The organism is Anaplasma ovis str. Haibei (assembly GCF_002214625.1).
Taxonomy (GTDB): domain Bacteria; phylum Pseudomonadota; class Alphaproteobacteria; order Rickettsiales; family Anaplasmataceae; genus Anaplasma; species Anaplasma ovis.
On the sequence record NZ_CP015994.1, the window covers coordinates 236457 to 261125 of the forward strand.

The following is a 24669-nucleotide window of genomic DNA, read 5'->3' on the forward strand; positions in this document are numbered from 1 at the left end:
TGCAAGCTCCCCTTGTCTTTTTCTACTTAGCACTCTCCTCTTGTGTGTTCTATGCCAGTGCTGCAGCATTCAATATGCACTAATAGCATTCTCCATATAGTATCTGGGGTACTCCTGAACATAGGCAAGCTACTATGCACAGTAGCAGTAATATGTGCAGTTGCTCTGGCTGGTGGTGGTCTAGCTATTGCTGTGGCTGGTGCTATATCAGCAGTAGCTGCAGTAGCATATTTAGCAGTAACTGGAGTATCTATAAGGGATTTATATAGATCTTGTAAGCAAGTTATACAAGTAAAGGAAGAAGGATTAGTTACTGTACAATCATTACAACCTGTTCTTACTCCTATAACTCCTATAGCTGGAAAAATAAATTATGGGAAAATTGCTAAGGCTGCTGAGGGTGGTAAGGTTGCTGTTGAAGATGCTGGTACTTCTTGGGGTACTAAGGAGGGTGCTGCTGGTAAGATTGCCAAGGCTGGTGTCAAGGTCGCTAAGGATAGTGTCAGGGTTGGTGTGAAGATCGCTAAGGGTGCTAAGATCGCTAATGCTGTTGAGGTTGGTGGCTTGGCTGTTGGGGCTGGAGCTCTGGCTGCTGCTGGGACTGAAGCTGTGGCTGTGATTGCTGCTGGTACAGCTGCTGCTGCTGGTGTAGCGATTGCCGCTCCTGTAGCTGGAGCTCTGGCCGCTGTTGGTCTGGTTGGTGCTCTGGGTGCAGCAGGGGCTTATGTGTACAAACGTAAGACTGCTCAGAAAGCTGCTCAGAAGGCTGCTACGTTTGGTATAGAGCTTGCTAAGGGTGGTATGGTCACAGGTGCTGCAGCTGGTCAAGTTGCTCAAATTGCTCAAACTACTGCAGCTGCCCAGGCTGCTAGCACAGTTGCTCAAGCTGCTCAGGGTGTTGAGATCGTGGGACTGCTAACAGGTGCTGCTGTAGGTGGGGCTGCTATTGGTGCGGTTGGTCTGGCTGCTAGGGAGGCTGCCCAGATTACTCAGGCTGCTCTGAATGCTCAGGCTGCCACTGTAGCTGCTAAGGCTGGTCTTGCGGCCGCTCAGATTGGTGCTGCTGGTAAGATTGCTGCTGCCCAGCTTGCTACTCAGGCCGCTGGTGTTAAGGCTCAGACTGCTATGATGGCTGCTAAGGTTGGTACGGCTGGGGCTGCGCATGCCGCTAAGGCTGCTGAGGCTGCTGCTGTTACTAAGGCTCTAGGTGCTCTGGATGCTGCTCAGATTGGTGTGGGTGGTGCTGAGAAGGCCGCTGCTTATGCTGCAGCGGCTGCTGGTGTTCAGGCTTGGGGTGCTCAAGCTGGTGCTGGTGAGGTTGCTCAGGCTGTTAAGGCTCAGACTGCTATGATGGCTGCTAAGGTTGGTACGGCTGGGGCTGCGCATGCCGCTAAGGCTGCTGAGGCTGCTGCTGTTACTAAGGCTCTAGGTGCTCTGGATGCTGCTCAGATTGGTGTGGGTGGTGCTGAGAAGGCCGCTGCTTATGCTGCAGCGGCTGCCGGTCAGTTTGGTGGTGATTGGCTGCTGAGGCTGGATACTGGTGCTGCTGGTCAGACTGCTCAGAGTGTTATGATGGCTGCTAAGAAGGTTGGTGAGGTTGTTGGTGCTATAACTCAGGTTGGTCAGGGTGGTCTTTCTAGTGCTACTCAGGCTGAGATCGCTGGTAAGGCTGTTAAGGAGATTGCTGAGGCTTATGCTCAGGTTGCCAAGACTGAGATGGATGCTGTTAAGTTTGGTCTAGATGTTACTAAGGATGTTCTGGAGACTGAACTTGCTGCGGCTAAGGAGGCTTTAGCTGCTGCTCAGGTTGGTCAGATCGCTGCTGAGAAGGTTGGGGATGCTTGGGGTGCTGTTTATGGTCAGATTGCCAAGGGTGTTGTAGAGGTTACTCAGGCTACTCAGAGTGGTATAACTCAGGTTGCTGATGCTGTAGCTGCTGTGGAGACTACCGCTGCTCAGGGTGTTGTAGAAGTTGCTCAGGCTGAGATGGCTGGTTTGGCTAAGGTTGGGGATGCTGTTGTTGCTGTAGGGACCCAGGCTGCTCAGGGTGCTCTAGATGTTACTAAGGCTACTCAGGATGTTGTGACTCAGGCTGGTCAAGGTGCTGCTGAGGTCCTGACTCAGACTGGTAGGGCTGGTGTGGTGGCTGCTACTGCTAGTCTGGAGGCCGCCGAGGCTACTGCTAAGGCTCTAGGTGATGCTGCTGAGGGTTTCACTGTGGCTGCTCAGACTGCTGTGGGTGCTGCTCAGGGTATTGTAGATGCTAAGACTGCTGAGTTTGTTCATGCTACGGCTACTCAGGCTCTTATGGCTCAAACTAGCCCGGCTGGTGTGGTTGGTATAGTTGCTAAGGACGCTGCTAGGGTGGGTGTGATACTAGTGCAAAGCCCTGACCGGTGAGGCGCACACGTTAGATGCCGAGCAACTACGCACCAAAGTTGCCGTGCTGGTGTATTCTGGAGCTTCAGAATTATTATTACCCAAGCTTCTATCTTCTAAGTTGTCTGTAATTACGGGCTGGACCGATCCACTTGCGCTTTTTTCTGTGTGCACCCTAGCAATTTCAAGGAGGATAAATACGCAGGCCAGAAAAACCTGCGTCCCCAAAAGCACTCTGTCTTGTATGTTGTAGAGAAGGTGCGTATTGCCCTGGAGTAGGTACGCCTCGTATACATGGCACAAAAAGTGCGCAAACTCGAACAGTGCAATGGTCAAAAACAAGCCGGATTGGATGCGGTACCAGTTCTTTCTGTGTTTCGACATAGATGCAATGGAGCCAGAGGCAGAATCTCCCCTGAGGGCCATATCTAGCCTTTCCTTCTTGTATGATAAGGAGACCTCGTAGACCCTCAAGAATGCCGAGATGGCACCAATTGCGGGTGCCATTATGGCTAAGCACATAGCCACCAGCTGCATGTGTACGCTTGATGAGAGGGCCATAGTAATTGAGGCCAAGGATATTGTAATCCACATCAATCCCGATGTTATGGTCAGAACCTCTCCGGTGATTTGCACCGACTGCTGTTTAGCGGTTATTTCCTTTCTCTTATATGCCTGCCTTGCCCGCACAGCGGAAAGCACCGCGTTTACCAGGAGAATAAGGGAAAGCACAGTGTATAATGAATAATACGCTATGGCGACTTTAGCCTTAACATGAGCACCTGTACCATAGTCCAGGCAATACATGGTGAAAGAAGAAGAGAGCGCTTCTATTGCCATAAGGGAAAAGGAGGCGATCAGAAAAATATCTGTGCTGTTCGATTGGCGCTTGTCTTCAATTTTTTGAACAAACCGCGATACCTTGTCTATACGGCGCCCCGCAGGACGGGTTTGACTTTCTGGTTCGGGAAGGTCTGACAAAAGCGGTGCGGAGGAGTGCCGGCGCCTAACACGTTTTGAACTGGGAAGCAAAGCACACCTCAAGAAAAGACATACACAACGTTAAAATTGTAACCTTAGTTGATTAAAGAATCAACGAAAGTATTCACGTGATTTTCCATATTAACGCTACACCAAGCGCCATAGTGAGATGGGCACCACAACCTGCTCACGCAACACATATAAACCCAGGATTACCCGAACACCTGCCCGGCCTGCGGGATTGCTGTCAGCCACGTGGCGATACGGTCTGATTCTCTGCGGCAGTGGCCACACTTCTGACTTTGTTCCTGCGTAACTCTGCTCTATAACTCCTCGAGGCAGCGCTCAAATATGTGCAGGGCCTCTTCGATTTCACCTTTGGAAACTATAAGTGGTGGCAGCATCCGAAGCACGTTGCTGCTGTCGGCCGTGGAGAGAAGCAACCCTTGTTCCAAAACCTTGCCAGCAAAGGCCCTGACGTTCACCTTATTGCTCATCTGTAGCCCAACCATAAGGCCAAGCCCCCTAACTTCTTCAATGGTGCCACTAAATTTCCCTGACAACTTTGTGAGTTCACCGACCAGATATTTTCCATTGTTTAGGACATTTTCAAGGAAACCTTCGCGGAGAATTTCGCTCACAGCTGCATACGCCACGGTTGTCGCTAGTGGGTTACAACCAAAGGTGGACCCGTGCATACCCACGGCAACGAACTGTCCAGCATTTTTGGTAGTCAGGCAACTACCTATAGGAAACCCCCCGCCCATGCCTTTTGCAATTGAGCACACATCCGGGTGCACGTCAAAGTGCTCATACGCGAAGAACTTGCCGGTTCTTCCCGCTCCGCACTGCACGCAGTCAAAAAACAACAGCACGTCATGCTCATCACATATGCCGCGCAAGCCCTTAAGAAATTCCTCCCCAAGTACATGCACACCGCTCTGGCCCTGTACTGGCTCTACCAAAACCCCTCCTATGTTGCCCTTACTGACTTCACTGCGTACTGAGTCTATGTCAGGATTAACGCTGACGAACCAGTCTACATATGGGTGAAGCAACCGCATGAAGTGCTGTGGTTCGTTCGCCGAGCAGGCAGCATAGGTTCTGCCGTGAAAAGAGCGCCTCATGGTTAGTATCTTATATCTTTCCGGTCTTCCCTTGCCGTTCTGGTATGATCTGATGATTTTAAATCCGCACTCTACGGCTTCAGCACCGGAGTTGCAAAAAAATGCCAAATCTGCGAAGCTACAGCTTACCAATTTTTCTGCGAGCCGCTCAGCCTCGGCTATGCGATACATGTTTGATACGTGCCAGAGGGTTCTACCTTGGGTCTCTAGCGCGTTGACCAATGCAGGGTGACAATGTCCAAGAGACACGGTAGCAATCCCAGACACGAAGTCTATATACCGCTTACCCTGCGTGTCGTACAAATAAACTCCCTCACCACGCGCAAAGCTTACGTCAAAAGGTGCGTAAAACGGAATTATACAACTACTACCCACAACTGCCCCTCAAATCTCCCGACTACGACTGACGATAACGTGAAAGTCCTCTGTAGGTCAATAAGATTACTCTTACCTAAAGTTTATACAGACGTACAGTTTAGGAAGGTGCGCAATTTAAGTGTTGATGTGAGCGCGTTATACCATTAACCTCACCCATAGCTAGTGGTTGGGTGCGGATACGTGCTTATCAGACACTTAAAAAATCTATCTTTGGTAATACTCGTTGTGCTACTGGCGGGCGCGACTTGGTACGTGCACGCGAGAGTATTAGAACGCACTTTAGATATGTCTTCGGCAGAGGATATTGCCGACATAGGCCATATGTTATCACACACGATATTGGACAAATACACTGGCTTTCTCCGCACTATTCCAACACATGTGAGTGCTGACCCTTACCATGTTAACTTGATGATAAAACTGCGTGCAGAGTTTGTACAAGCACTGCAAGATCTTACAGGGGTGACGGTGGTGTTGCACGGTTCTAGCGGCGTAATATTCACCGTGGGGGAAGGCTCCGTCGAGGGCTCTGTTAGCGGCGAGTCTTTATCAGAGGCGCAACTTGCAACTCTCACAAATGGCGATGTCTTACGGGGAGCAGCTGCTGATGGTCGGATTTTTACCGTGTTTCCTGTTGTGTTACAAGATGACGGCCCTAAAGTTTTTTTGCAGGTGATAAAAGACTACGGAAAACTCGCCAAGGCCCTTAGGAGAACACACGGAATGTTTATCATACCCGTTGGAGTAGCTATACTAAGCTGCGCGTGTTTGGTTGTGCTGTTTTACAGGAAAAGCACGAGACTCCTTAGTAGCCAGTATGACGCGAACCTGGAGCTTCAGGAGCAGAAAGAGACTGCCGAGAGGGAAAGTGTGAGCAAGTCTCAGTTTTTGGCCAACGTCAGCCATGAGTTGCGCACCCCTCTCAATTCTATTATCGGCTTTTCTGAAATCATTCAATCAGAGTCACTGGGCCCAATTGGTAGCGAGGAATACAAGGAGTATATAAACGACATTCACCAGTCGGGTGTGCACCTTCTGAGCCTGATAAACGACATTCTTGATTTTTCAAAAGCGGAGGCTAACAAACTCACTGTAGAGTTCGTCAAATTTGACCTAGGTAAGATTGTAGATTCATCCTTCACAATGGTGCTACCCCGGGCGAAAGATGCCAAGGTGGAGCTCAAGAAGGAAATGCCGGAAGAAACCGTTGTTATGACTGCGGACCCGAAGAGGATGAAGCAGGTTATCATAAATGTGCTGTCAAACTCGGTGAAGTTCACCCCGGAAGGCGGGCTAGTTAAGTTGTGTGCTGAGATCAAGGACGAGCAACTCATAGTGGAAATTAGCGATACTGGCATTGGTATAGCTCAACAAGACTTGTACAAGGTGATGTCTGTCTTCGGGCAGGCGGACAGTACGCACTCTCGCAAGTATGAGGGCACGGGGCTGGGGTTGCCTTTGAGCAAAAAGCTCGTTGAGCTTATGCACGGAACTTTCAGTATAAAAAGCGAGCCAAACCTAGGTACCATAGTGACATTAACGTTCCCGCACAAGCAGGAATGCGCAAGGAAATCCTTTTAGGTCACCGTCCGGTCACAGCTCGGGTTTGGGGTTAAAAGTTAGAACTATCTCGTGCCACAGGTTGTAGTCGCTTCTGCTTAGCCCAGTGAGCGGGCTACACTTGTACACTGCCCTGAGTGCGCTATCCGCCACAGCGCGGAAGAAGGGGTTACTGTTGTACAAGTGAGTATCTGTTATACCGGCTCTAACTACCTTCCCACTGGGAGCCAGCACCACGCCGATTTTCACCACCATATTTTCTACGTCCTTCGCGCCTGCGGGGACAGTCCAGCACTCAACAAACCTACTCCTGATAGAATTTGCTATCCTCACTGCGAGCTCGTGCTTTTCATCGTATCTGGCTTCACCGGCGTCTACCGCATTTTCCGCGCCAGGCCGAATGTTAGCCTCGCTCTGTACTGCCTGCAATATTCCAGACAGCTCCTCCTCTGCGGTTTCTGGGAAATCTTGCGCATCAGCAGCGACGGGGAGCGGTTCCACCACTGGAGGGGAGGCCTTCTGCGCAACCAACCTCTCTTTTTCCATTGCCTTCCTACCAGGAGGCGGAGGTATCCTCTTTATCGGCTCCACAACAACCCGCTCAGCTTTTTCTGTGGGCCTATACCCGGCTTTTCTTTTTTGAAGGACTACGGGCTGCCTGCCCATCCGAACATTATCTGTTTCTGCCACAGGAACGGAGCCGAACACTATTACCGCGTTTCCCGTGTCATGCTGCACCTTGCCTTGTTCCATGACCCAGGTGCCTGCGAAGTAGGCGCCACCAGCGGCCACGTGCAGAAGCACTGACAAAGCAACGTGAATGTTGTTTAAAAGCACACTACGTGCGGCCTGCACTGCTCCCAACATCGGCAACCACGCTATTATCAGCAACCAGAGCCACCTTCCTGAGGCCGTAACCAGATAATAAGTTGACCACCCTCATGATCGTCCCATAGCTTACACCCTCGTCACCACGCAGGAACACCTGGGCCTCCTTGCCTTTGGTTACGGACATAAGGTCAGTCTCCAGATTTGCCTCTCTGGAAAGCTTATCGTTCACATATATAGTACCTTTCTTGGTAATGGTCAAGACAACTGATTGCTCGGAGTCCAAGCCCAGGGCCCTATTTGCGTTAGGAAGGTTTACAAGGAGTGATGGCAGGGCCTTTTCTGTGTGCGAAACCGCGAATATTACCAGGAGTATGAGTACTACATCCACGAAGGGTGTAATGTTTATCTCGGAACGGAACCTACGAACTTCTCTGCACTGCCCTGACAGTCTGCGCGACGCGGACCTATTCCTCATTATCTGCAAACGCCTCGAGCTCGTACACTAAATTGCTTAGACGATTGGACATTCTCGTGATAAGTGCCGTGAACCTGTTATAGAATATGTTGGCGGGTATTGCAACAAGCAGCCCCAAAGCCGTTGCAAACAGGGCCTCGGCCATGCTTGGGCCAACAGACGCAATACCCACGCTTGCTCCAGCCGGGATAGAACGTAAACTGCCTACAACTCCCCATACGGTTCCAAATAGCCCTATAAAAGGGGAAGAGGACCCAATGGTTGCCAGAAGCTCTACGTTGTCCTCAAGCTTGTCTAGGGTTCTACTCAATTCTGCGCTTACAAATTTGTGTAGCCCAAACTGCCTATTCGCGACTAGCTTGGAGTTTTGTATTCCGTAGTTCAATATCTGTGATACGATGCCGGTGTTTTTACCTATAATCTCGGTTAAGTTGGTGAAAGTTCTTCTGGAGCTGAAACGCTCCTCGAGCTCCCGGATCTCCCTAGCCTGTCTTCTGAGCACTAAATACTTCTTCAAAATTACTGACCAAGAAATTACAGAAGACGCAACCAATATGAGCATGGTGGCCTTCACCACAATATCTGCGTTAGAAAATGCACCAAGCATAGACAAGCTGCTCTGGATATCAATGGACGATTCGACTACATCCTTCATAAACAAAAACCACCGAACCACTGCCAATTTCTATACCTTTAATCTTCTGTGGTCAATGATAAAAAAAGAAAGCACTGCTGCTTTGAGTTGTTTGTGCGCGCAAGTGTGCGGCTATGAGGCCTGCTAGCGCCTTGTTTTCTTTCTCTAGTACGGGGTAGTAGTTTTCTTTTTGTGCGCTATAATGACCTGGTGTTGCGCTGGTTGTGTGTGGTAACGTCGTGCCTATAGTTGTGTTAGATGCTAAGACTGTTAATAAAATTGCTGCCGGGGAGGTGATAGATTGCCCCGCTAGTGTGGTAAAAGAACTTGTTGAGAACTCGATAGATGCGGGTGCTACGACCATAAATGTACTAATAGATAAGGGGGGACGTAATCTCATTTCCGTCATTGATGATGGATGCGGCATACCCCGAGATGAAATGGAGAGAGCGTTTATCTGTCATGCCACATCTAAGCTTCCGGATAATGACCTCAGCAACATTAGGTCGATGGGGTTTAGAGGAGAGGGGCTGACCTCCATCGCAGCTGTTGCCAGGACCAAAATGGTTTCAAAATATAGAGGATGTACCGAGGCATGGTCTATAGTACTTGAAGGTGGGGAAAAAACCCGAGATTTATCGCCCGAGGCATTGCCCTGCGGGACCTCTATCGAGGTTAGAGACTTGTTTTTTGCCACTCCAACCAGGCTTAAGTTCCTGCGTACGGAAAAGGCGGAGACCCAAAGCATTGTTGATCTGATGTACAGGTTTGCTACGGCCAAATTCGGTATCGCGTTTTCCCTTACCATAGCTGACAAGCAGATTTTTAAATACCCTGCCAGGGGAGACTTAATGTCGCGTCTGTGGGAGATGAAACCCTTTGGCGATGCGTTCCGGGAGCAATCTCTAGAGGTGCGTTTCAATTCAGATTCGATAAGCATTACCGGGTACATTAGTGTTCCCACGTTTAATCGATCAAGGCCTGACATGATTTACACATTTGTGAACGGTAGGCCGGTACACAGCACTCTTTTTATGGGCGCGATAAAGTCTGCATATAGTGAGTTTATCCCTAAGGATAGGCACCCAGTGGTTGTGATGTGCCTGGAGATCTTGCCGGGTGATGTTGATGTGAATGTGCATCCAAGCAAACTGGAGGTAAGGTTTCGTAACCGCAAGCATGTGTATAGCGTGATTGTTGATGCGCTGGCGACTGCTTTGTCTAGCAATGTGTACAGAGAACTACCTCCCCGCATTCCTGTTGGGGGAGGATTGGACCACTTTGCTGTGGATAGCGCCTCAACTATGCGTACACCCTACAGCAAAGTACACGATTATGGTGTGACAGAAAGCTCAAAGCTTTCCGTACAACAGGTGGGGGGGGGGGAGAACTTCTATCAAGACTCGAGCACGTCGTCGAAAACTCCGCGGACACTGCGGGGTTGTTTGCTTTCAGGGGAAGCAGCAACAGTAGGTGCACGACACGTCCAGTTCTAAATTATGACTCAGAGGCTCATAACGTGCCGCTAATAGAAGAATTACCGCTAGGCAACGCAGTGTGTCAACTTTTCGATAGGTACATAGTATCGAGGGCTGGGGACCATGTGATCATAATAGATCAACACGCAGCGCATGAGAGGCTTACTTATGAGTACATGAAAAAGGTGACAGCCAATGAGGGAATGAAACGCCAGGTGCTACTTATGCCTGAGTTGGTTGAGCTAGACAACGAATACGAATTAGAATTACTGGGTGAGTATAGGGAGAAACTGCTAAAGTTCGGGTTGGTGATAGAGCCTATGGGAAGCATGGTTGTGGCTGTGAGGGAGGTTCCTGCAATTCTTGGGGTGTTTGATGTGAAGGCTATGATTGCCAAAATAGTGGAGAGCATTGTCGAGGTGGGTGAGGCATTGTTCATGAGTGAAAGAATAAAGCACGTGTGCGGAACCATTGCCTGCTATAGCTCAATAAGAAGTGGCAGGATGTTAAAATTGGAAGAGATGAACAGCTTGCTAAGACAAATGGAAGATACCCCGCATTCTGGTCAGTGTAACCACGGCCGGCCGACGTACATCAAGCTTAGCCTATCCGAAATAGATAAGCTATTTGAACGCAGGTGACGGCATTGCTAGTTTTCCAAAGACAAGGCAAATCTGTTACCGGGAAATCTGTGCACCTTCCTCAGTAGCTCTAATTCAACGAGTTCAGCAAGTAATGTGCTCGTGCTAATCTTTGTGCAGGCTGCAAGATCTTCAATGTCTGTAGGAGAAACACTCAGTTGTTGGAGAATTGTGCACCGGATTGCTGCAGAGCCTACCCCATCTGTGGTGGCGCCTTTCTGGGTGTAACATTGCAGACTTTTCGCTGCTATTGGACGCGCACTGGGGTTCAATGCCTGTATAATATCTTCTACGGATTCTACCAACGTGGCACCTTGCTTGATAAGATAATTGCTGCCGGAATATCTGGGATCCAAAGCCGAGCCTGGCACCACAAAAACCTCTCGGCCCTGCAACAAGGCAAAATTTGCTGTGATGAGGGACCCAGATCTGCGAGATGCTTCCACCACAACCGTGCCCCAAGCCATGCCCGATATTATGCGATTGCGTTGAGGGAAAAAGCTCGCCTTCGGTAACGATGAAAAAGGCAGTTCAGTCACAACTGTGCCGCCGTTGTGCACTATCGTGCGGTATAAGTGCAGGTTATCTTTGGGGTACACAACATCAATCCCGCTTGCGGTGACCGCAACAGTAGGCATTTTTTCAAGTGCTACGCTATGCACCGTACTGTCGATTCCCCTCGCCAGACCAGATACCGTAACAAACCCGGCTTTAGATAGGTCAAGCGCTATTCCGTACGCAATGCGTTTCCCATTCGTTGATGCATTGCGACTTCCTACCATTGCAATTTTATTGTTTCTGTTGAGCAAAGCCGTATTACCGAGCACGGTTATGATTGGAGGAGGATCGTATATGTGCAGCAGCATCTGGGGATACTCCCGCTCAAACATACTTATCATCTTAGCGCCCAACTTTTGGCATAGCTCGACTTCCCTTTCCGCATCGTTTTCCGGGCATACGCGCCCCACATTGCCGAACTCTCCATTCACGAGTGCATCAAGCGCCAGTTCAGGAGTTTTATATAACTTTATGAGTTTCTGGAAAGCAATTGGGCCGATTTTTGTAGTGCGCATAATGCGGATACAAGCGACTAGACGGTCGTGAACGACTGCTGTGTTAGTGGTGTTGGTACTGAGGTCCAAAAAAGCCCGTAAAAGTTTCTTTCTTAACTAATATAATAACTGCAAAAAACAATCGTGCAACGGCTCAGGTAATGTATGCACAATTCTATGGTGTATTTTCCGAGTTTTTGCGAGGCATTGTGTGATAAGTTCAGGTGTGATGAAAATTTGCGTGATGGCGCATGCGCGCACGACAGATTTAGGGGCTGCCCTATTTCTGGAATCACACGTACTTCATACATAAGTGGGTGAAACATGCAGAAAGTTCCGGTGCCCCGTGCAATGGTGCATACTGCTGACTGTAGCTGCCAGGTGGTGGCTCAGCCATTGTGGTAAAGCTTTGGTAGAGGCCGGCCTGGCTTGAGGTGGTGTGCAGGGTAAATTCCGGTCAGAGCAAGCACCGGGATTGGTGCAGCATGAGAGTAGGGTGAATTGTTGGGGGATTATAAACCAATAGGCTTGGGACGGCCATGTGGAATTTCCTGATGTGTACAGCGCCGACGCCAAAGGCGTATGTGCACATTTCGGTCACGTGCAACAGCCTACAGGGCGCAATACCACTACCTGGGGCCCGCGGCGAGAGCCAGGTTTACTGCACCCCTTCGTGGCACAGCTTGTTGTATATCCATCCGCCCCCCAGCAGCCTTTCTTTGTCATACAGCACGCATGCCTGCCCAGGTGACACAACGCAGTCCTCTTCCAGTACCACCGTTCCGTAGCCTTCCCCGTCACTCGTTATGGTAGCGCGGGTTGTAGCCCCGGACGATCGCAACCGAGCGTCGACTACCAGTCCTTTTTCTGGAATGTCGTAATCAGGGAGCCAATTCAGATTCTTCACAAACAATGCTCTCTTCATTAGGGCAGACTGTGGCCCAACTACCACGATGTTCTGCTCCGCGTCTAATCTTACTACATATAGTGGATACGGTGCAGAAATGTTCAAACCCCTGCGCTGCCCAACGGTGAAATTTGATATGCCGTCATGCTCGCCAAGCAAGCGCCCATCGACGTGCACAATCTTGCCCTTCTTGACCGATGCGGGGTCCAAATTCCGCAGAACCTCCCTGTAGCTATTTTCAGGTACAAAACATATGTCCTGGCTGTCTGGCTTATCTGCAACTCCCAAGTTGAGTTTTTGTGCCAACTGCCTCACGTCGCTTTTTACCAAATTACCTAGGGGGAATCTCAAGAATTTTAATTGCTCAGAGGTTACGGAGAACAGGAAGTAGCTTTGATCCTTCTGCGGGTCCTTACCGCGCAATATTTGCTGTTCGCCAGCGATCTCAACCCTCCGAACGTAATGTCCGGTTGCGACCACGTCACCACCTATGGTCCTGGCTGCCTTGAGCATGTCTCTGAACTTGACTGTTTGGTTGCATTTTACGCACGGTATGGGAGTTTCCCCCCGCTTGTATGAACTTATGAAATCGTCTATAACTTCCTTCCTGAATACTTCTTCGTAGTCCAGAACATAGTGCGGAAACCCGAGTGCTGATGCAACGCGCTTTGCGTCATATATATCCACGCTGCCGCAACAAGACTTCGCCCCGGATGCCGGCAAGCTGCTGTGCAGTTGCATTGTTGCTCCTATAACCTTATAACCACGCTCGTGCAAAAGCGCGGCGACCACTGAGCTATCCACACCCCCCGACATCGCAACGACCACAGTGGTCTCCTCAGGTGATTTGCCGGGAACCAGTGGGTCCAAATTCAAGCTGCTATCAAACACCATAACGGGGGAAAGTATAAACTGTACCACAGGATTCTATGTGGGATTGTGCTACGTCTCAAGTTGAAAGTACAAGCACGAAAACTTTGCACGTCCACAACTGAGCGAAGTATCTATGCAGTTGCGGGCGTTTGTGCGCTGCAGCCTTTAGATTGTTGTTACCCCTACGGCACGTGGTTTGCTCTGGCCAGGGCGTTTCCGTTAAAATTCATCTTCCACGTTGCTTGCGTATTGCGAGCTTGTGCTGCTAACAAGATGAGCCAGAACGGGCTGAGCATCAGAATGTGTAAGTTTGTTCTCTTCAATTAACTTGCTGATTTTCTCCACGATATCCGAGTTCTCTATTAGTTCTATGTTCCCGCTTCTTATAGTTTCTCTGACCTTGTTATCAAACGTTATAAAGTCGTACACATAAACACATGGCTTCCTTGCAAGTAACACTTGTAGAGTTGCGCCCAATACGTGCGAAGCCAGGAAATTAATTCCTGATTCCATATTCGGAAACATGGATAGCACTCTTTCCAGCATGCATGCAGTCGAGACAGCGTCTATAGCCGCTATAACCAGCATACCTGTGGTAACACAACTATGTGCCACGCTTACCAGATTGCTGTTAAGCTCAGCAAACACCACAATATCCGCCGCTTGCTTTTTGATAAAGTCAAAATTTGCCTGAGATGCGTCATAGGCGCTTATTATGGCGCGATCTGATTTTGGCACAGATTCCGCTTCCATACCAAAAGTCAGTATATGCTTTTTCTGGGCCGTGCCAATTTTGTGCAGCAAGAACTCGATTGTATAATTTTTGTTGTGGTGTGCCGCTCCTCCCAGCAGTATCACTCCCCTAGATACATACGCGGCCGTGCGAACAAGCTCCTGCGGGACATCGTCCTCAGATGGAAGTGCCAACTCCCTAATGAAAATCGTAACCTTTGCTTCAGATTCAAGCCTACTGATGTCTCTTGCTACGTGTATGTTCAAAAAATGCGTCTCGTCAAACTCAAAATTCACGCTAACTTCCCCATCGCTGTCGAACTTGGCTTGAGCCTCTGCGGACAGCACAGCGGACAATATGCTTTTAATATCGCTTTGGTCGATCTTTCTCACTTGTAAAAATTCTATGTGGCCCAACCTCTTGATCGCAGGAGGCTGACCAATGACACAGTAAAGGTGAGATGCGTTGTGTTGTATAGAAGATGCAACTAACTGTTTTAAGTACTCCATTGCCACGTTCTTATATGCCCTGCTGGCGCAATGCTAAGGCATTTTTATTTCACAACTATTAAATGTGGTTCTTGCAGTATATGCTCACTGTCGGGGCCATTTCAAACTTGTGTCACCGTGCATTACCGAGCCCCTCACCGATGGCTGCGGTTGTTGTGAGTAGAATTGGCGCGCACCCGCAGTGGTGTCGCGATAATTGAAAATCACGTTGGCGCGTAATGGAGTGAAGCCCACATATGCTTTATGGGTATGTGCAGGAATTGGTGCAGCGTAAGAAAGCGCGACTAACGGACGGCCACAAATGAAACTCACCCGGCGTGTTACACGGCCTTGAACACCAGCGATGCATTAACCCCTCCAAACCCGAAGGAATTTGACATCGCACTAGGCACTTTGTGTTCCTGCGCGTTTAGAGGCACCAAGTTCAAATTACTGTCTTCCGAAGAATTTTGTAGGTTTAATGTTGGAGGCACAACTCCATTAAGGATAGACAGTATGGAAAAAATGGCTTCCACACCCCCGGCTGCCCCCAATAAATGACCGATAGAGGACTTTGTGGAAGATATAGGCACGCGGTATGCGTGGTCACCAAACACTGATTTTATTGCGGAAATCTCAACACTGTCTCCCACCGGCGTCGAGGTTCCGTGTGCGTTTATATACCCCACACCTTCTGGGGCAATTCCCGACATTTGCAGCGCACGCCTCATTGCGTCTGCTCCCCCACGACCTTCAGGATGCGGGGCCGTCACGTGATAGGCATCAGAAGTTATCCCGTAACCAACGAGCTCCGCGTATATATTTGCACCTCTCATCTTTGCGTGCTCATAACTTTCCAGCACCAGGATGCCGGCACCCTCTCCGATCACAAAGCCGTCCCTGTCTCTGTCCCAAGGACGGGAAGCAAGCACCGGCGTATCATTGAATTTTGTTGATAGAGCCTTTATGATACAGAATCCAGCCACTGCCGCCCTGCACAACGCGCCCTCTGCCCCACCAGCGAGCATAACGTCTGCTTCTCCGGATGCTATGACTCGCGCCGCGTCGGCAATGGCAGTAGCCCCTGTCGCGCAGGCACTTACTGAAGCATTGCAATATCCGGTGAGACCGTACTTCATGGAAATGTAACCCGGAAGCAGGTTAATCAAGCTTCCAGGTATGAAGAACGGGCTAACACGCCTTGGCCCGCGATCGTGCACAGCTATGACGTTTTTTTCTATGTACGGCAGACCACCTACGCCGGACCCTGCCAACACTCCAACCCGGTTTGGATCAAACTCTGTCTCCAGTAGGCCAGAATCGGCCAGCGCCATGTCGGATGCCGCTATTCCAAAAATAATGAAGCGATCTATTTTTTTTACTTCTTTTTCCTCAATCCATTGCGTGGGATCGAGTTCGTACTTTTCCGACTGGCCTTTTACATTTACCTGCCCTCCAACCCTGCAATCAAGGTCATGAGCATCAAACCCACTAATGGCACATATGCCCGACTCTCCATTGACTAGACGGCCCCACACGTCAGAGATCTGAAACCCCAGCGGCGTCACCAGGCCCATACCAGTTACGACAACCCTAGCCCTGTCAGCCATACAAAACCGAAACAACTCCCGAACATTGGAAGCAAACCCCTAGAGAACCAAAAGACCGCGCGACAACGACGTTTGATGAAACTGGGAAGCACAAACACCGCGCCGCAAACGGGTGGATACTACTTAGAATTAGATTTGCCATATATGTACTTGCATATGTCATCTACGGTTTCCAACCCCTGCGCCTCTTCGTCGGTAATCTCTATGGAGAACTTCTCCTCCAGGGACATAATCAGGTCCACAAAGTCTAGACTATCCAGGTTGAAATCTTTGGCCAGGTTAGTGGTCCCGGAAAGAACCTGCCTCTGCTCATCCTTCAATTTTAGACAGCCAATCACGGCCTCCATGACCTTAGATTTGATGTCCTCCAAAACAGCATCGTCAGACTTAAAGTTCCCTACCTCACCACCTTCCATGACGCACCCACAAAACTAAAAAAAGAAACCGCAGACCGTGCCAGAACCGCACAGCACTGGCAATATATACCTCTAAAAATCAAAAAATCAAATAGAATTGCCGAGTAAAATCGTAAAAACAGTTAGAATCCCCACCGGATTTTACTGTGCGTCTTCCAAACTGACACATCCGTAGGGTTGTGCATACATCAGTTAAATGCCACACCACTGCCTTCCTGAGGCCGCTACGGTAGCTTTCAGATCTGCGCGGTATGCTCTATTTGCTGACACGCTAGCACTTTGCGTCAACTGGAATTGCCCATGGTTGTGCTGATTAAGACGACCCCTATCTATAATTATGCTGGTGCCCGGGAACATTTTTATTGGTCCAAGCGCGAGGCAGGGTGCTGTTTTCACCAGAGCATAGTGTGATCCTTATGTGATGCGTTACTCCCGCGGCCGTCACGCTTCGTAACGGGATTTTGCAAAGCGACGGGACTATGAATGGCGCCATTCGAACAAACCGATAACACAGACACTTGCCATACCCGGCAACACCGAAAAAGGAACCGGTACTGGTCCCAAACCAGGATGACATGCCTGCAACAACGCACGTACAGCATTGGTGCATTACACCACATACGTGGGGACGAACGCCCCACTGTGCTATGTCATACAGAAGCAACCGCAGGCTGCGGCCATAACCTACCAGCTTGGCGCGCCAAGCTACACTACCTCAGCTTCTCTTCTTTGAACAGGACGTGCTTTCTAGCGACCGGGTCATACTTGCGGAAAGAGAGCTTCTGGACCAACTTCTTAGGGTCACGCTTCTTGACGTAAAAATAGCCAGTACCCTCGCTGCTGACCAGCTTTACCAATAGACCAGAACCTTTTTTAGCCACAGCGGACCCACAAAACGCAAAACTGCAGAATTCTACATGTCCGGATATTGTCGGTCAAGCTGTTTGGTAAAAACGGTTGACATACCTTGTGGAGTAGGTATGTAGGGGGCTAGCCCCCGCGTTGTTGGAGGTCTGCATTCGTGTTTGTGGCTTCGTGGTATGCTTAGGTCGTTATTCAAGGTTGTAATCAGGCTTGTAGGTTTTCTTATCCCAGTGAGGGTGGTGAGCACCTTCTTGGGCATAGGCCATCTGCCTGCTTGGCAGGAGCACTGGGCCGCCCTAGCCGCACTGTTGATCTCCCACGTGTCTTGTTACCTGGTGTATGGGTTTTTCCCTCCTCTGTATGACGCCGCGTTCGCTACCGGCCTCAAGCTTGCTCCGTTCTTCCTGCAAGTGGCGGTTTTCCTGCTTATTATTGGCATGTTGTCTATTTTTGTGCTACAAAGCAACGACAGAGGCGCGCCTATGGGGCACGACACCATAGTTATTCAGTCAGCATTCGGTCAGTTACTCACTGCAGCTTTGTCAATGCCGGCGTCAGTTACTCTGTACGGTGCTGCAAGTGGTGTCTATAACAAGATTTGTGCCGACATCTTCACATGCCCGCTGTGGGCAAACTATTCTATGCACCTCTTCATATTCTTCATAGTGCCGTTTGTGTTTTACAATCTTATGGTTGTTATCAGGCCTTGGCCTGCATCCCTGCTAAAGTTACGGTACAGCAACTGGTGTTCGGTTATGATGGAAGGAATGACGCTTTCGCTATATGCTATGCTGGTGATGTATCTATTGGCGTTCATTTGTGCGGGATTGCAGGTGTCTTACGCCCTGAAGTACAGTGCCGCGGTTCTGCGTATTGCGTTTGTGCGGTGGGCAGGGTAATGAGAGAGTGCGGCGTCATTTTCTTTGTCGGCAGCGTATTGGCGCTTGTGGCCGCCTATGTTGGAGAGATTGTGTATGACTTGGTTCCGTGCAGGTTGTGCCTATATGAGCGGGTCCCATACTTTGCCGCGCTTTTTTTCTCTGTGGTTGGCATGTTGAGAGGGGATAAGTACTCGCTCTGTTGCACTGCCGTGTGTTACGTAGGCAGTGTGGCTCTTTCAATGTATCATGCCGGCCTGGAGTACGGTTGGTTTACGGATTTCCTGCACTGTGCCGGTGATGTAAACCCTCGCGCAAGTGTTGATGACATAAAGCGCAATCTGCTAAGCAATGACGTTGCTCCGTCATGCGGTGTTCCGAGCTTTGTTTTTCTTGGGCTCTCAATTTCCGGATGGAACGTCGTATACGCAACCGGATGTCTGCTGTTGGCTTTTGCGGTGAAGAAATGCGGCTTCAAGGGAGTATACAGAGCCGTGTTGGATATTGTGATTACTAAGGGAAAATAGCCTGTGGTAGGAGTATTGGCTCTATTTACAATACACACTTTGTGAGCGACTCGCGCCAAGGCCTATCTACGCACTCAAAATATGTGGCTAGGCTTGTGTACCGCTGTTATCAAGGAATCTCGCGTTTGCAACATGGTCCAAGCTGGATTTGGTGGGGGGAGATTAGAGGGAACTTGAGCATGCCTTGTGGGGGCGCTTTTATCGGTGATGACGCGTGGGTACACTTGAGGTGTTGCAATTTGGGGATGTCAGAATGTCCAGCGACCTGTAGATGTTCTGTTGTGGCTAACGAATCTCGATGCATGTGGGAGTGCACATAGTGTGTTGGGGAAATTACCCGAATAAATTACTTGGTACAGTGCTAGGCTACATCTCTGAGTTTGGGGTGGTGTGGCCGTGGTGCGCATATTGTGTGAGTTGTTTTTTGTACGTGAGCTGCTGCGCCACGGCAACAACGTGTGGCGTGAACGCACTAAAACTTGTGTGCACCTTACCCCGCATTTAGATGTATTTCGCTTGTGGTGTGAACACCTTCCCGCATGAGTTGGGTGCACATTGGTGTGGAGTTCACCCACAACTGTCGGCTGTATGGCTTACTTTCGCGCTCATGTAGGGCGTCATGTTGCGGCGCTGCCTGCGTGTATAAGTGCAAAGTTGTCACAGTGCAAGATTTTGGGGGTGTGCGCAAGTTCTTCAATGTGTGGTATGGGGACTATGCCGTGATAAACTTGCAACTAAGGGCTGGTTATTACGTTTTTAATTTTTGCAGTATGTCTGAGGCTTGATCGGGCGAGCTGTACCGCCATATGCACAATAAGGGTTAACAGTTCGGGTTTGGGTTATGCTCCAAGCTGTACGTTCACGGCGCAATGATCGGCTATTGTACGTGTATTTAGGATGTTATACTCTCGAAAAACGGTTGCAATCATACATTATCCATTGACCACTTGCCTCAAAATGTGTATGGTAACCGGAGTTTGTGTGTGATGCCGTGTTTACCCTGCAGGGTAAACACCACGGCTCGCAGTTGGGTTGTGTTTATGGTGGGGTTTGCCTTATGTCTTGGGAGCAGTTTCTAAGTGGTGGTGATTCACCACGCCGTGCTGTTGTCCTGCAGGTGCCGGAGAGTGATTCCGGTCTTGGTGCAGGGGTCGAGTTAATTTTACGGTTGCCGCTATCGCTCGTGTTGCTCGCAACCACGGTGCTTCTTACCACTATCACCTATGTGGCGATGACCATCGCGATGATTGTTGTGCTGCCCGTCAGGTTTCTTGCTGGATTCTTTTCTAAGCGGGGTCGTCAGGCGTCTGCTGGTGGTGAGGAGGAGGGTAGGGAGCCCGTTAATGGGGTGCGTAACTTTTTTATGTCCCTCGTCAAGGTTGTTCCCGTCATAGTCCTGTGGCCCGTTATAGCTCTTTTCACGGCTGTTCCGGCACTGATAGTCTCTACCTTTATGTATGTAAGTTCAGTAGTCAAGAGCTGTGTGGAGTATCTGACGTGTGCGATCACTTTCGGCGATCCTACAAAGGTGGGGTACTTGGGTCGTGCGCTATACGACAACTATGTAAGTACTTCTGGCATCAGGGCTGCTACCGATCTGGCAGTCAGCTTCTTTGATGAAAGCGGTCCCCACGCTGGTGTGACTCATCACTGGAATGAGATGAAGTCTGCCGTCACAGGCCATCCTATGGATATTATGAAGAGCATGCTTGGTGGCGGCCTTGCGGGCAGCTTTGGCGGCATCGCGGGTGGTAGTATTTTCCCGACAAGCCGCCCTGCGACGAGCCTTGCGGATGCGGAGAACGCTGTTCCTGCGACGAGCCTTGCGGGTACGCAGGTGTCAGCAGCGCAGGGTCAGAGTGCTCCTGGGGGCGGACTGGGGGCTTCTTGAGGACGGGCGGCGTAACCCTTTAGCAGCGCGTCTCCAAGATTTGGATTGACTGGTTCGTGCGTTTTTGCCTGCCTGCCTGCCCGCGCGTCGGAGGGGCGGGTTGTCTCCTTCCGCCATGCCGTGGGGGCCTGGTTTTGTCCTGTGGTTGGTAGCTGCTGCTCCCCCGTCCTCGGCTACCTTCTGGCCTGCTGTTGCACGTCGTACTGTCGCCTTAGGCGCTCGTGGAGCTCCGCGAATGATGACCTGCGTGTCGTCGCGCCCTCACCTAGTTTGTGTGGGCTGTCCAACTTTGTGCTCGGAGGTGTAACTGTCGGGGTTCCTGCTTCCTGCTCGCGTCCCTCTCCTTGCGGGTGGGTGCTGCCGCGTTCATCGCTTCGGAGTAGTGTGGGCGTGGCCGTTCCAGGGTCCACTGCGCTGACACCCTGTTGTGCCGGTTGGTGGCTGGTGTGGTGCTGCCTTTCCCTCCCTTCCTGCACGCTTTCTGTGGTGTTGTGTGTGTCGGTTACAGCAATCTCCTCGCTCTCGTCGATGAGAGTGTCGTAGTTAGGATTGTGGCCGCACCTGAAGATGTTCACAATAGCGCGTGCCAGTTGGGCTATGAACGACCCTATAGCTCTGAATACCCCGCACAGGAGGTTCCATGGTGCCATGTACCACGGAGTGCGTCCGGTGTTTTGGCCTTCTTCATCAGCGCCTTGGTGGGTGGTCCGTGGTAACGGCCTGTTCTCCTCCATGAGGGTTGCCCCGCATTCCCTTAGCCTGCCGCGCCACGTTTCTTCCACTGTTGTGGCCCCCTCTGCGTGGTGTCCGGCTGTATCGGCGGTGAGCGCTGGTGTTGCTTCATGCTTCAGGAATGACACAACTTCTTCTTTCCTATCCTGTTTCAGCATTTCTCTCACGCTTATTTTCATGTCCTCCATTTTGTGGACAATCACTATGCCCTCTTCTGGTATGGTATCGGGTATGCTTGTGGTTTCTGGCTGTGCGTACGTGCCTGTTAGCATTTCAAGTGGAGGTAGCTTTGCTTTGCTTCCGGGTAGGGCTACACGTATATACACGTTTTTATAAGATATCGAGTTATCTTCGGGAGAAAAATGCAGGTCATAACTCATGCTTGCTCTTGCCAATCCCGATACCCAGGGTATCGTTGAGTGCATTATGAGAATGCTCACTTTGTTGCTGTCAGTGCAATTGATGGACGTGCTGTGAACTGGTGCTTGATTGTCAGCAGAGGATGCCCTATTTATATGCCCTTCCTCCCTAACCAACACTCCAAAGTCTTGTAGTCCCCAACGTGTTATGATAGCTAGCATGCTGGCTTTAGGCGAAGCGACTGCCCCCGCTTGGTTTAGAGAATTTACCATTTCCTCTATAAGCGCGGGATGTGGCACAGCATAACCGGATTCTGCTGAGTTGTGCACTGATTGCACGAACATATATTTGAGTGCGGCAAACGCCTTCAGTCTCTCACCACCCGGATCAAATCTATGTGCATACTCGCCTCTATATTCCATACCGTGCAATGCCGCCAACTGTTCCGCATCGGCAGTATCGCTATGGTCAGCTCTAAGGGTGCTAGCTAACTCTGTTGCTACGTCCTCGGTGTGTGCGTAAACATCATTTACTCTCAAATCCTCTCTGGGAAAATCTACAGCAGATGAGCGACCGACTTCAGATGGCCCATACGCTTCTAGCCCTGCCCTGATTGTATTACTCACACTAAGTCTGTGTAATGTGTACAATAAGATCTCAGCTGCTACTTGCCTCGCTATAGAGAGCTGGTGTTCGGATGGCTTGGGTTGTCGCGCGAAGCTCGACATGGCGCCCCATTCCGCGGTCCATTGGTCGATGATTCGTTCTACTTCCTCGCTTGACAGGTTCACGTAGTTATGTTCGCATACTTTGTGTAGAGAATACACGTCTGCGGGTGAGCTCTCCGCATCCTCCGCGGCTCCACCTACTGCTCCGATGCTTTCCAGGCTGACACCAGCTTGCGCGCTCAATGTACCCTCATGTGGGCGAGGGTCAGCGCTGTCACTGGCAGTAGCGTGCTGCATCGAAGGTGTATGCTGAGTACCAGCTTCCACAAACTGTTTGGGTTCCTCCTCTTCAGGTGTAAGAGTTGCCTCCTCTCCGCTATCGGCGCTCAAGAAACCGCTACTGCTGCCCGGGTCACTCAGATCTCCAGATGCTTGGATGCTGTCATGTCCGCTACTATTTTGTGTATCACTTAATAATGCTCCATCATCTGTGCTTGAGGAACGGCTAAGTACGGGGTTTCCAATGTTAGTAATGCTTGCATGCGTGATAAGGTCTTCCTCAGCGTTTTCAGCTGGTACAGTTGCGGTAAGCCCCGGATCAGCACCTTCGTTTGTTGTCATATTTTCGTGCTGGCCGCCTTCTTCTTGCGCCGCTACAGCTTCTCCCTCCCGGACAGGCTGCTCATGAGTGCCTGTCTCTGTTGGTTGTTTGCGGAACCAGTTTGTTATAAACGCTTCCTCATGCCTCCAATCAACTGCGTGCGGGAATGTATGGCTAACTATGCCATGCAGTGCATAATTTCCATTTTCCTGAATCAATGCACTATCCACTTCACCCTTTATATCCATTATTCTGAAGTTTGTTGTGGAATCAGACTGGTCCAAAATTGCGGCTTTGCATACGATCCTTTTACTTTTCAGGTTTTGTTGCTGCTCCGGTTTTGGTGTATTCCTTCCCAGGAGATTGCCCATTCTAGCCATTGCGCTTGCAAACAGCGTTTGAGAGGCATAATCAGGTGCTTGCACTCCTTTTTTCGCATGCTGCTGCGTGCCCTCCTCGATGCCATGTTTGTTACCCCTAGCTTTGGCCTCGTCCAGTTTTACTACAAGAGAGACCTCCTCATGCATTTGGTCAAACGGTACTTCGAAGTGTGGGTATCGCATTAATACAACAAGATCGCTATCTCTGGGTTGATAATTGCCTCCAGCGCTCCGCTTCTCGGCTATGTGGTTTAGTATCTCCTTGGCAATCTTAAAACGTATAGTAGTCTCATAACGTACTGCACCCTCTACTACAGAGGCTTCCGTCTCCATAAATGTATAAAATGTTCCTGTGCTTTCTGACTCTGTAGGAGCGGTGTGTTCTTGTAATAGCGATTGAGGGATTATCTTAACGGACAAGTTGTGTTCCAAGAGCACTTTGTTGTCTGAAACCCTGTGAATATGGCGGCTTTCTTCCACTCCGCCAGCTGTCATTTCGTGCTTACTTATGAAGTGGAAAACCGCTGTGCCACAGTTTCCTGATATACATTCGGAATTGAAAGCTTTTACAATTTCAAATATCAGTGCCTGATGCACGTGTGAAGCAGAAAGCGCGTACACGTTCCCGCGTATTCTGCTTATAGTTTCCTCTGGACCCATTACTGAGTACTGCCTATTAAGCAATAGATGGTGCATGACATGCACCCCGACCGCCAGGCCCGGCAGGTGCCTGTTGCACCACCTAGCGGGTGCGCGCATAAAATCTGGCTGAAGCACGAGGGCACCGTCCCCAACCTTGTGTCTTATGCGATCTAGATCTTCTACAGATATTTTAGGAACCTTGCCCCCGTCTACCGTTGTGAGTAGCCCCCTATGGATACAGCCACAGAACTCCTCTCCGGACAACGCCCTCAAATTTGCATGCTGCGTAACGGTCGCTCTGGCCATGTGCGGATCTGCCGCGCGCCCAAGTTCTGCAATATCTTCGCACCAAAACTCTACGCTATTGGCATCCGGTTCGACAGTGGGCATGTTACTACCTCAAGAAATACAATAAGAGTGCTTAAGGTAACAACACACTACGGCCGAGATGGTAGCACAGTTTCAGTGAAAAAGAAATGTTCAGGGTGTGACAGCATGCGCTACTCCCGTACAGCCGTGGAAAATTTGCAAGCACCAGCTTCGATCTGCTTACGTACTGGAAA

General features: G+C 50.1%; 20 protein-coding genes. 8 read left to right on the top strand and 12 right to left on the bottom strand.

Annotation, left to right across the window (positions count from 1 at the left end; all coding sequences use genetic code 11):
• The first annotated feature begins 51 nt into the window (after positions 1-51).
• Complete coding sequence (locus tag AOV_RS01055; protein ID WP_117374384.1) at positions 52-2400, top strand: hypothetical protein; 2349 nt, start codon at positions 52-54, stop codon at positions 2398-2400.
• Here the strand turns inward: AOV_RS01055 and AOV_RS01060 are convergent.
• Positions 2377-3411, bottom strand: coding sequence for a hypothetical protein (locus AOV_RS01060; RefSeq protein WP_075138782.1), 1035 nt, complete (start codon positions 3409-3411; stop codon positions 2377-2379). The two genes, AOV_RS01055 and AOV_RS01060, sit on opposite strands and share 24 nt — an antisense overlap.
• A 272-nt stretch (positions 3412-3683) precedes the next feature.
• Positions 3684-4862 carry an aspartate aminotransferase family protein gene (locus tag AOV_RS01065; RefSeq protein WP_075138783.1) on the bottom strand — a complete coding sequence of 393 codons (1179 nt, stop codon included), beginning with the start codon at positions 4860-4862 and terminating at the stop codon, positions 3684-3686.
• A gap of 183 nt (positions 4863-5045) precedes the next feature.
• Here AOV_RS01065 and AOV_RS01070 point away from each other — a divergent pair, with 183 nt between their 5' ends.
• Complete coding sequence (locus AOV_RS01070; RefSeq protein ID WP_117374386.1) at positions 5046-6446, top strand: sensor histidine kinase; 1401 nt, start codon at positions 5046-5048, stop codon at positions 6444-6446.
• A gap of 12 nt (positions 6447-6458) precedes the next feature.
• Here the strand turns inward: AOV_RS01070 and AOV_RS01075 are convergent, their stop codons facing one another.
• The 3 genes from AOV_RS01075 to AOV_RS01085 are packed head-to-tail and all read right to left on the bottom strand — an operon-like array spanning position 6459 to position 8386.
• Positions 6459-7292, bottom strand: coding sequence for a cell envelope integrity TolA family protein (locus AOV_RS01075; RefSeq protein ID WP_075138785.1), 834 nt, complete (start codon positions 7290-7292; stop codon positions 6459-6461).
• Entirely contained in the window at positions 7264-7731 is a 468-nt protein-coding gene (locus AOV_RS01080; RefSeq protein ID WP_199463071.1) for an ExbD/TolR family protein, read from the bottom strand. The genes AOV_RS01075 and AOV_RS01080 overlap by 29 nt, the downstream gene beginning before the upstream one ends.
• Positions 7721-8386 (bottom strand): MotA/TolQ/ExbB proton channel family protein, encoded by a 666-nt coding sequence (locus AOV_RS01085; protein WP_075138787.1) that lies wholly within the window; start codon positions 8384-8386, stop codon positions 7721-7723. Before AOV_RS01085 ends, AOV_RS01080 begins: the two co-directional genes overlap by 11 nt.
• Positions 8387-8604: 218 nt before the next feature.
• Here AOV_RS01085 and mutL point away from each other — a divergent pair, with 218 nt between their 5' ends.
• Together mutL and AOV_RS01095 are read left to right on the top strand one after the other, a co-directional pair.
• The gene (gene mutL, locus AOV_RS01090; RefSeq protein ID WP_117374387.1) at positions 8605-9861 is read left to right on the top strand and encodes a DNA mismatch repair endonuclease MutL; all 1257 of its coding nucleotides are present in this window, start codon (positions 8605-8607) and stop codon (positions 9859-9861) included.
• 107 nt (positions 9862-9968) lie between these two features.
• Complete coding sequence (locus AOV_RS01095) at positions 9969-10484, top strand: DNA mismatch repair MutL family protein (protein ID WP_338024201.1); 516 nt, start codon at positions 9969-9971, stop codon at positions 10482-10484.
• 8 nt (positions 10485-10492) lie between these two features.
• Here AOV_RS01095 and dprA read toward each other — a convergent pair whose 3' ends face one another.
• Positions 10493-11626: a DNA-processing protein DprA gene (gene dprA, locus AOV_RS01100; protein WP_117374389.1), complete on the bottom strand. Its 1134-nt coding sequence runs from the start codon at positions 11624-11626 to the stop codon at positions 10493-10495.
• Between the two features lie 75 nt (positions 11627-11701).
• Here dprA and AOV_RS05295 point away from each other — a divergent pair, with 75 nt between their 5' ends.
• Entirely contained in the window at positions 11702-11857 is a 156-nt protein-coding gene (locus tag AOV_RS05295) for a hypothetical protein (protein ID WP_158543027.1), read from the top strand.
• A gap of 337 nt (positions 11858-12194) precedes the next feature.
• Here AOV_RS05295 and mnmA read toward each other — a convergent pair whose 3' ends face one another.
• From mnmA to rpmG, 5 genes are all read right to left on the bottom strand, one after another.
• Positions 12195-13337 (bottom strand): tRNA 2-thiouridine(34) synthase MnmA, encoded by a 1143-nt coding sequence (mnmA, locus tag AOV_RS01105; RefSeq protein WP_075138789.1) that lies wholly within the window; start codon positions 13335-13337, stop codon positions 12195-12197.
• Between the two features lie 198 nt (positions 13338-13535).
• Positions 13536-14558 carry a twitching motility protein (pilT) gene (locus AOV_RS01110; RefSeq protein ID WP_075138790.1) on the bottom strand — a complete coding sequence of 341 codons (1023 nt, stop codon included), beginning with the start codon at positions 14556-14558 and terminating at the stop codon, positions 13536-13538.
• 320 nt (positions 14559-14878) lie between these two features.
• On the bottom strand, positions 14879-16147 hold the full coding sequence (gene fabF / locus AOV_RS01115) for a beta-ketoacyl-ACP synthase II (protein ID WP_075138791.1): 1269 nt from the start codon (positions 16145-16147) through the stop codon (positions 14879-14881).
• Between the two features lie 119 nt (positions 16148-16266).
• Positions 16267-16563, bottom strand: a complete 297-nt coding sequence (locus AOV_RS01120; protein ID WP_075138792.1) for an acyl carrier protein — start codon at positions 16561-16563, stop codon at positions 16267-16269.
• Positions 16564-17273: 710 nt separating this feature from the next.
• Entirely contained in the window at positions 17274-17444 is a 171-nt protein-coding gene (rpmG, locus tag AOV_RS01125) for a 50S ribosomal protein L33 (protein WP_075138793.1), read from the bottom strand.
• A gap of 159 nt (positions 17445-17603) precedes the next feature.
• On the opposite strand from rpmG, the gene AOV_RS01130 reads away from it, so the two are divergent.
• The 3 genes from AOV_RS01130 (at position 17604) to AOV_RS01145 (ending at position 20723) form a co-directional block, all read left to right on the top strand.
• Complete coding sequence (locus AOV_RS01130; RefSeq protein WP_075138794.1) at positions 17604-18326, top strand: phosphatidylglycerophosphatase; 723 nt, start codon at positions 17604-17606, stop codon at positions 18324-18326.
• Positions 18326-18832, top strand: coding sequence for a disulfide bond formation protein B (locus tag AOV_RS01135; protein ID WP_075138795.1), 507 nt, complete (start codon positions 18326-18328; stop codon positions 18830-18832). Before AOV_RS01130 ends, AOV_RS01135 begins: the two co-directional genes overlap by 1 nt.
• 1057 nt (positions 18833-19889) lie before the next feature.
• Positions 19890-20723, top strand: a complete 834-nt coding sequence (locus AOV_RS01145) for a hypothetical protein (RefSeq protein WP_233497191.1) — start codon at positions 19890-19892, stop codon at positions 20721-20723.
• 173 nt (positions 20724-20896) lie between these two features.
• On the opposite strand, the gene AOV_RS01150 is transcribed toward AOV_RS01145, so the two are convergent.
• The gene (locus AOV_RS01150) at positions 20897-24496 is read right to left on the bottom strand and encodes a hypothetical protein (RefSeq protein WP_075138797.1); all 3600 of its coding nucleotides are present in this window, start codon (positions 24494-24496) and stop codon (positions 20897-20899) included.
• Positions 24497-24669 lie beyond the last annotated feature (173 nt).

Bases quoted from the DNA above. Each gene is read 5' to 3' on its own strand.
- AOV_RS01145 (WP_233497191.1), top strand. From the start codon at position 19,890: ATGTCTTGGGAGCAGTTTCTAAGTGGTGGTGATTCACCACGCCGTGCT.
- AOV_RS01135 (WP_075138795.1), top strand. From the start codon at position 18,326: ATGAGAGAGTGCGGCGTCATTTTCTTTGTCGGCAGCGTATTGGCGCTT.
- mnmA (WP_075138789.1), bottom strand. From the start codon at position 13,337: ATGGTGTTTGATAGCAGCTTGAATTTGGACCCACTGGTTCCCGGCAAA.
- AOV_RS01080 (WP_199463071.1), bottom strand. From the start codon at position 7,731: ATGAGGAATAGGTCCGCGTCGCGCAGACTGTCAGGGCAGTGCAGAGAA.
- AOV_RS01150 (WP_075138797.1), bottom strand. From the start codon at position 24,496: ATGCCCACTGTCGAACCGGATGCCAATAGCGTAGAGTTTTGGTGCGAA.
- AOV_RS01130 (WP_075138794.1), top strand. From the start codon at position 17,604: ATGCTTAGGTCGTTATTCAAGGTTGTAATCAGGCTTGTAGGTTTTCTT.
- AOV_RS01055 (WP_117374384.1), top strand. From the start codon at position 52: ATGCCAGTGCTGCAGCATTCAATATGCACTAATAGCATTCTCCATATA.
- AOV_RS01120 (WP_075138792.1), bottom strand. From the start codon at position 16,563: ATGGAAGGTGGTGAGGTAGGGAACTTTAAGTCTGACGATGCTGTTTTG.
- fabF (WP_075138791.1), bottom strand. From the start codon at position 16,147: ATGGCTGACAGGGCTAGGGTTGTCGTAACTGGTATGGGCCTGGTGACG.
- AOV_RS01110 (WP_075138790.1), bottom strand. From the start codon at position 14,558: ATGGAGTACTTAAAACAGTTAGTTGCATCTTCTATACAACACAACGCA.
- AOV_RS05295 (WP_158543027.1), top strand. From the start codon at position 11,702: ATGCACAATTCTATGGTGTATTTTCCGAGTTTTTGCGAGGCATTGTGT.
- AOV_RS01075 (WP_075138785.1), bottom strand. From the start codon at position 7,292: ATGTTGGGAGCAGTGCAGGCCGCACGTAGTGTGCTTTTAAACAACATT.
- AOV_RS01085 (WP_075138787.1), bottom strand. From the start codon at position 8,386: ATGAAGGATGTAGTCGAATCGTCCATTGATATCCAGAGCAGCTTGTCT.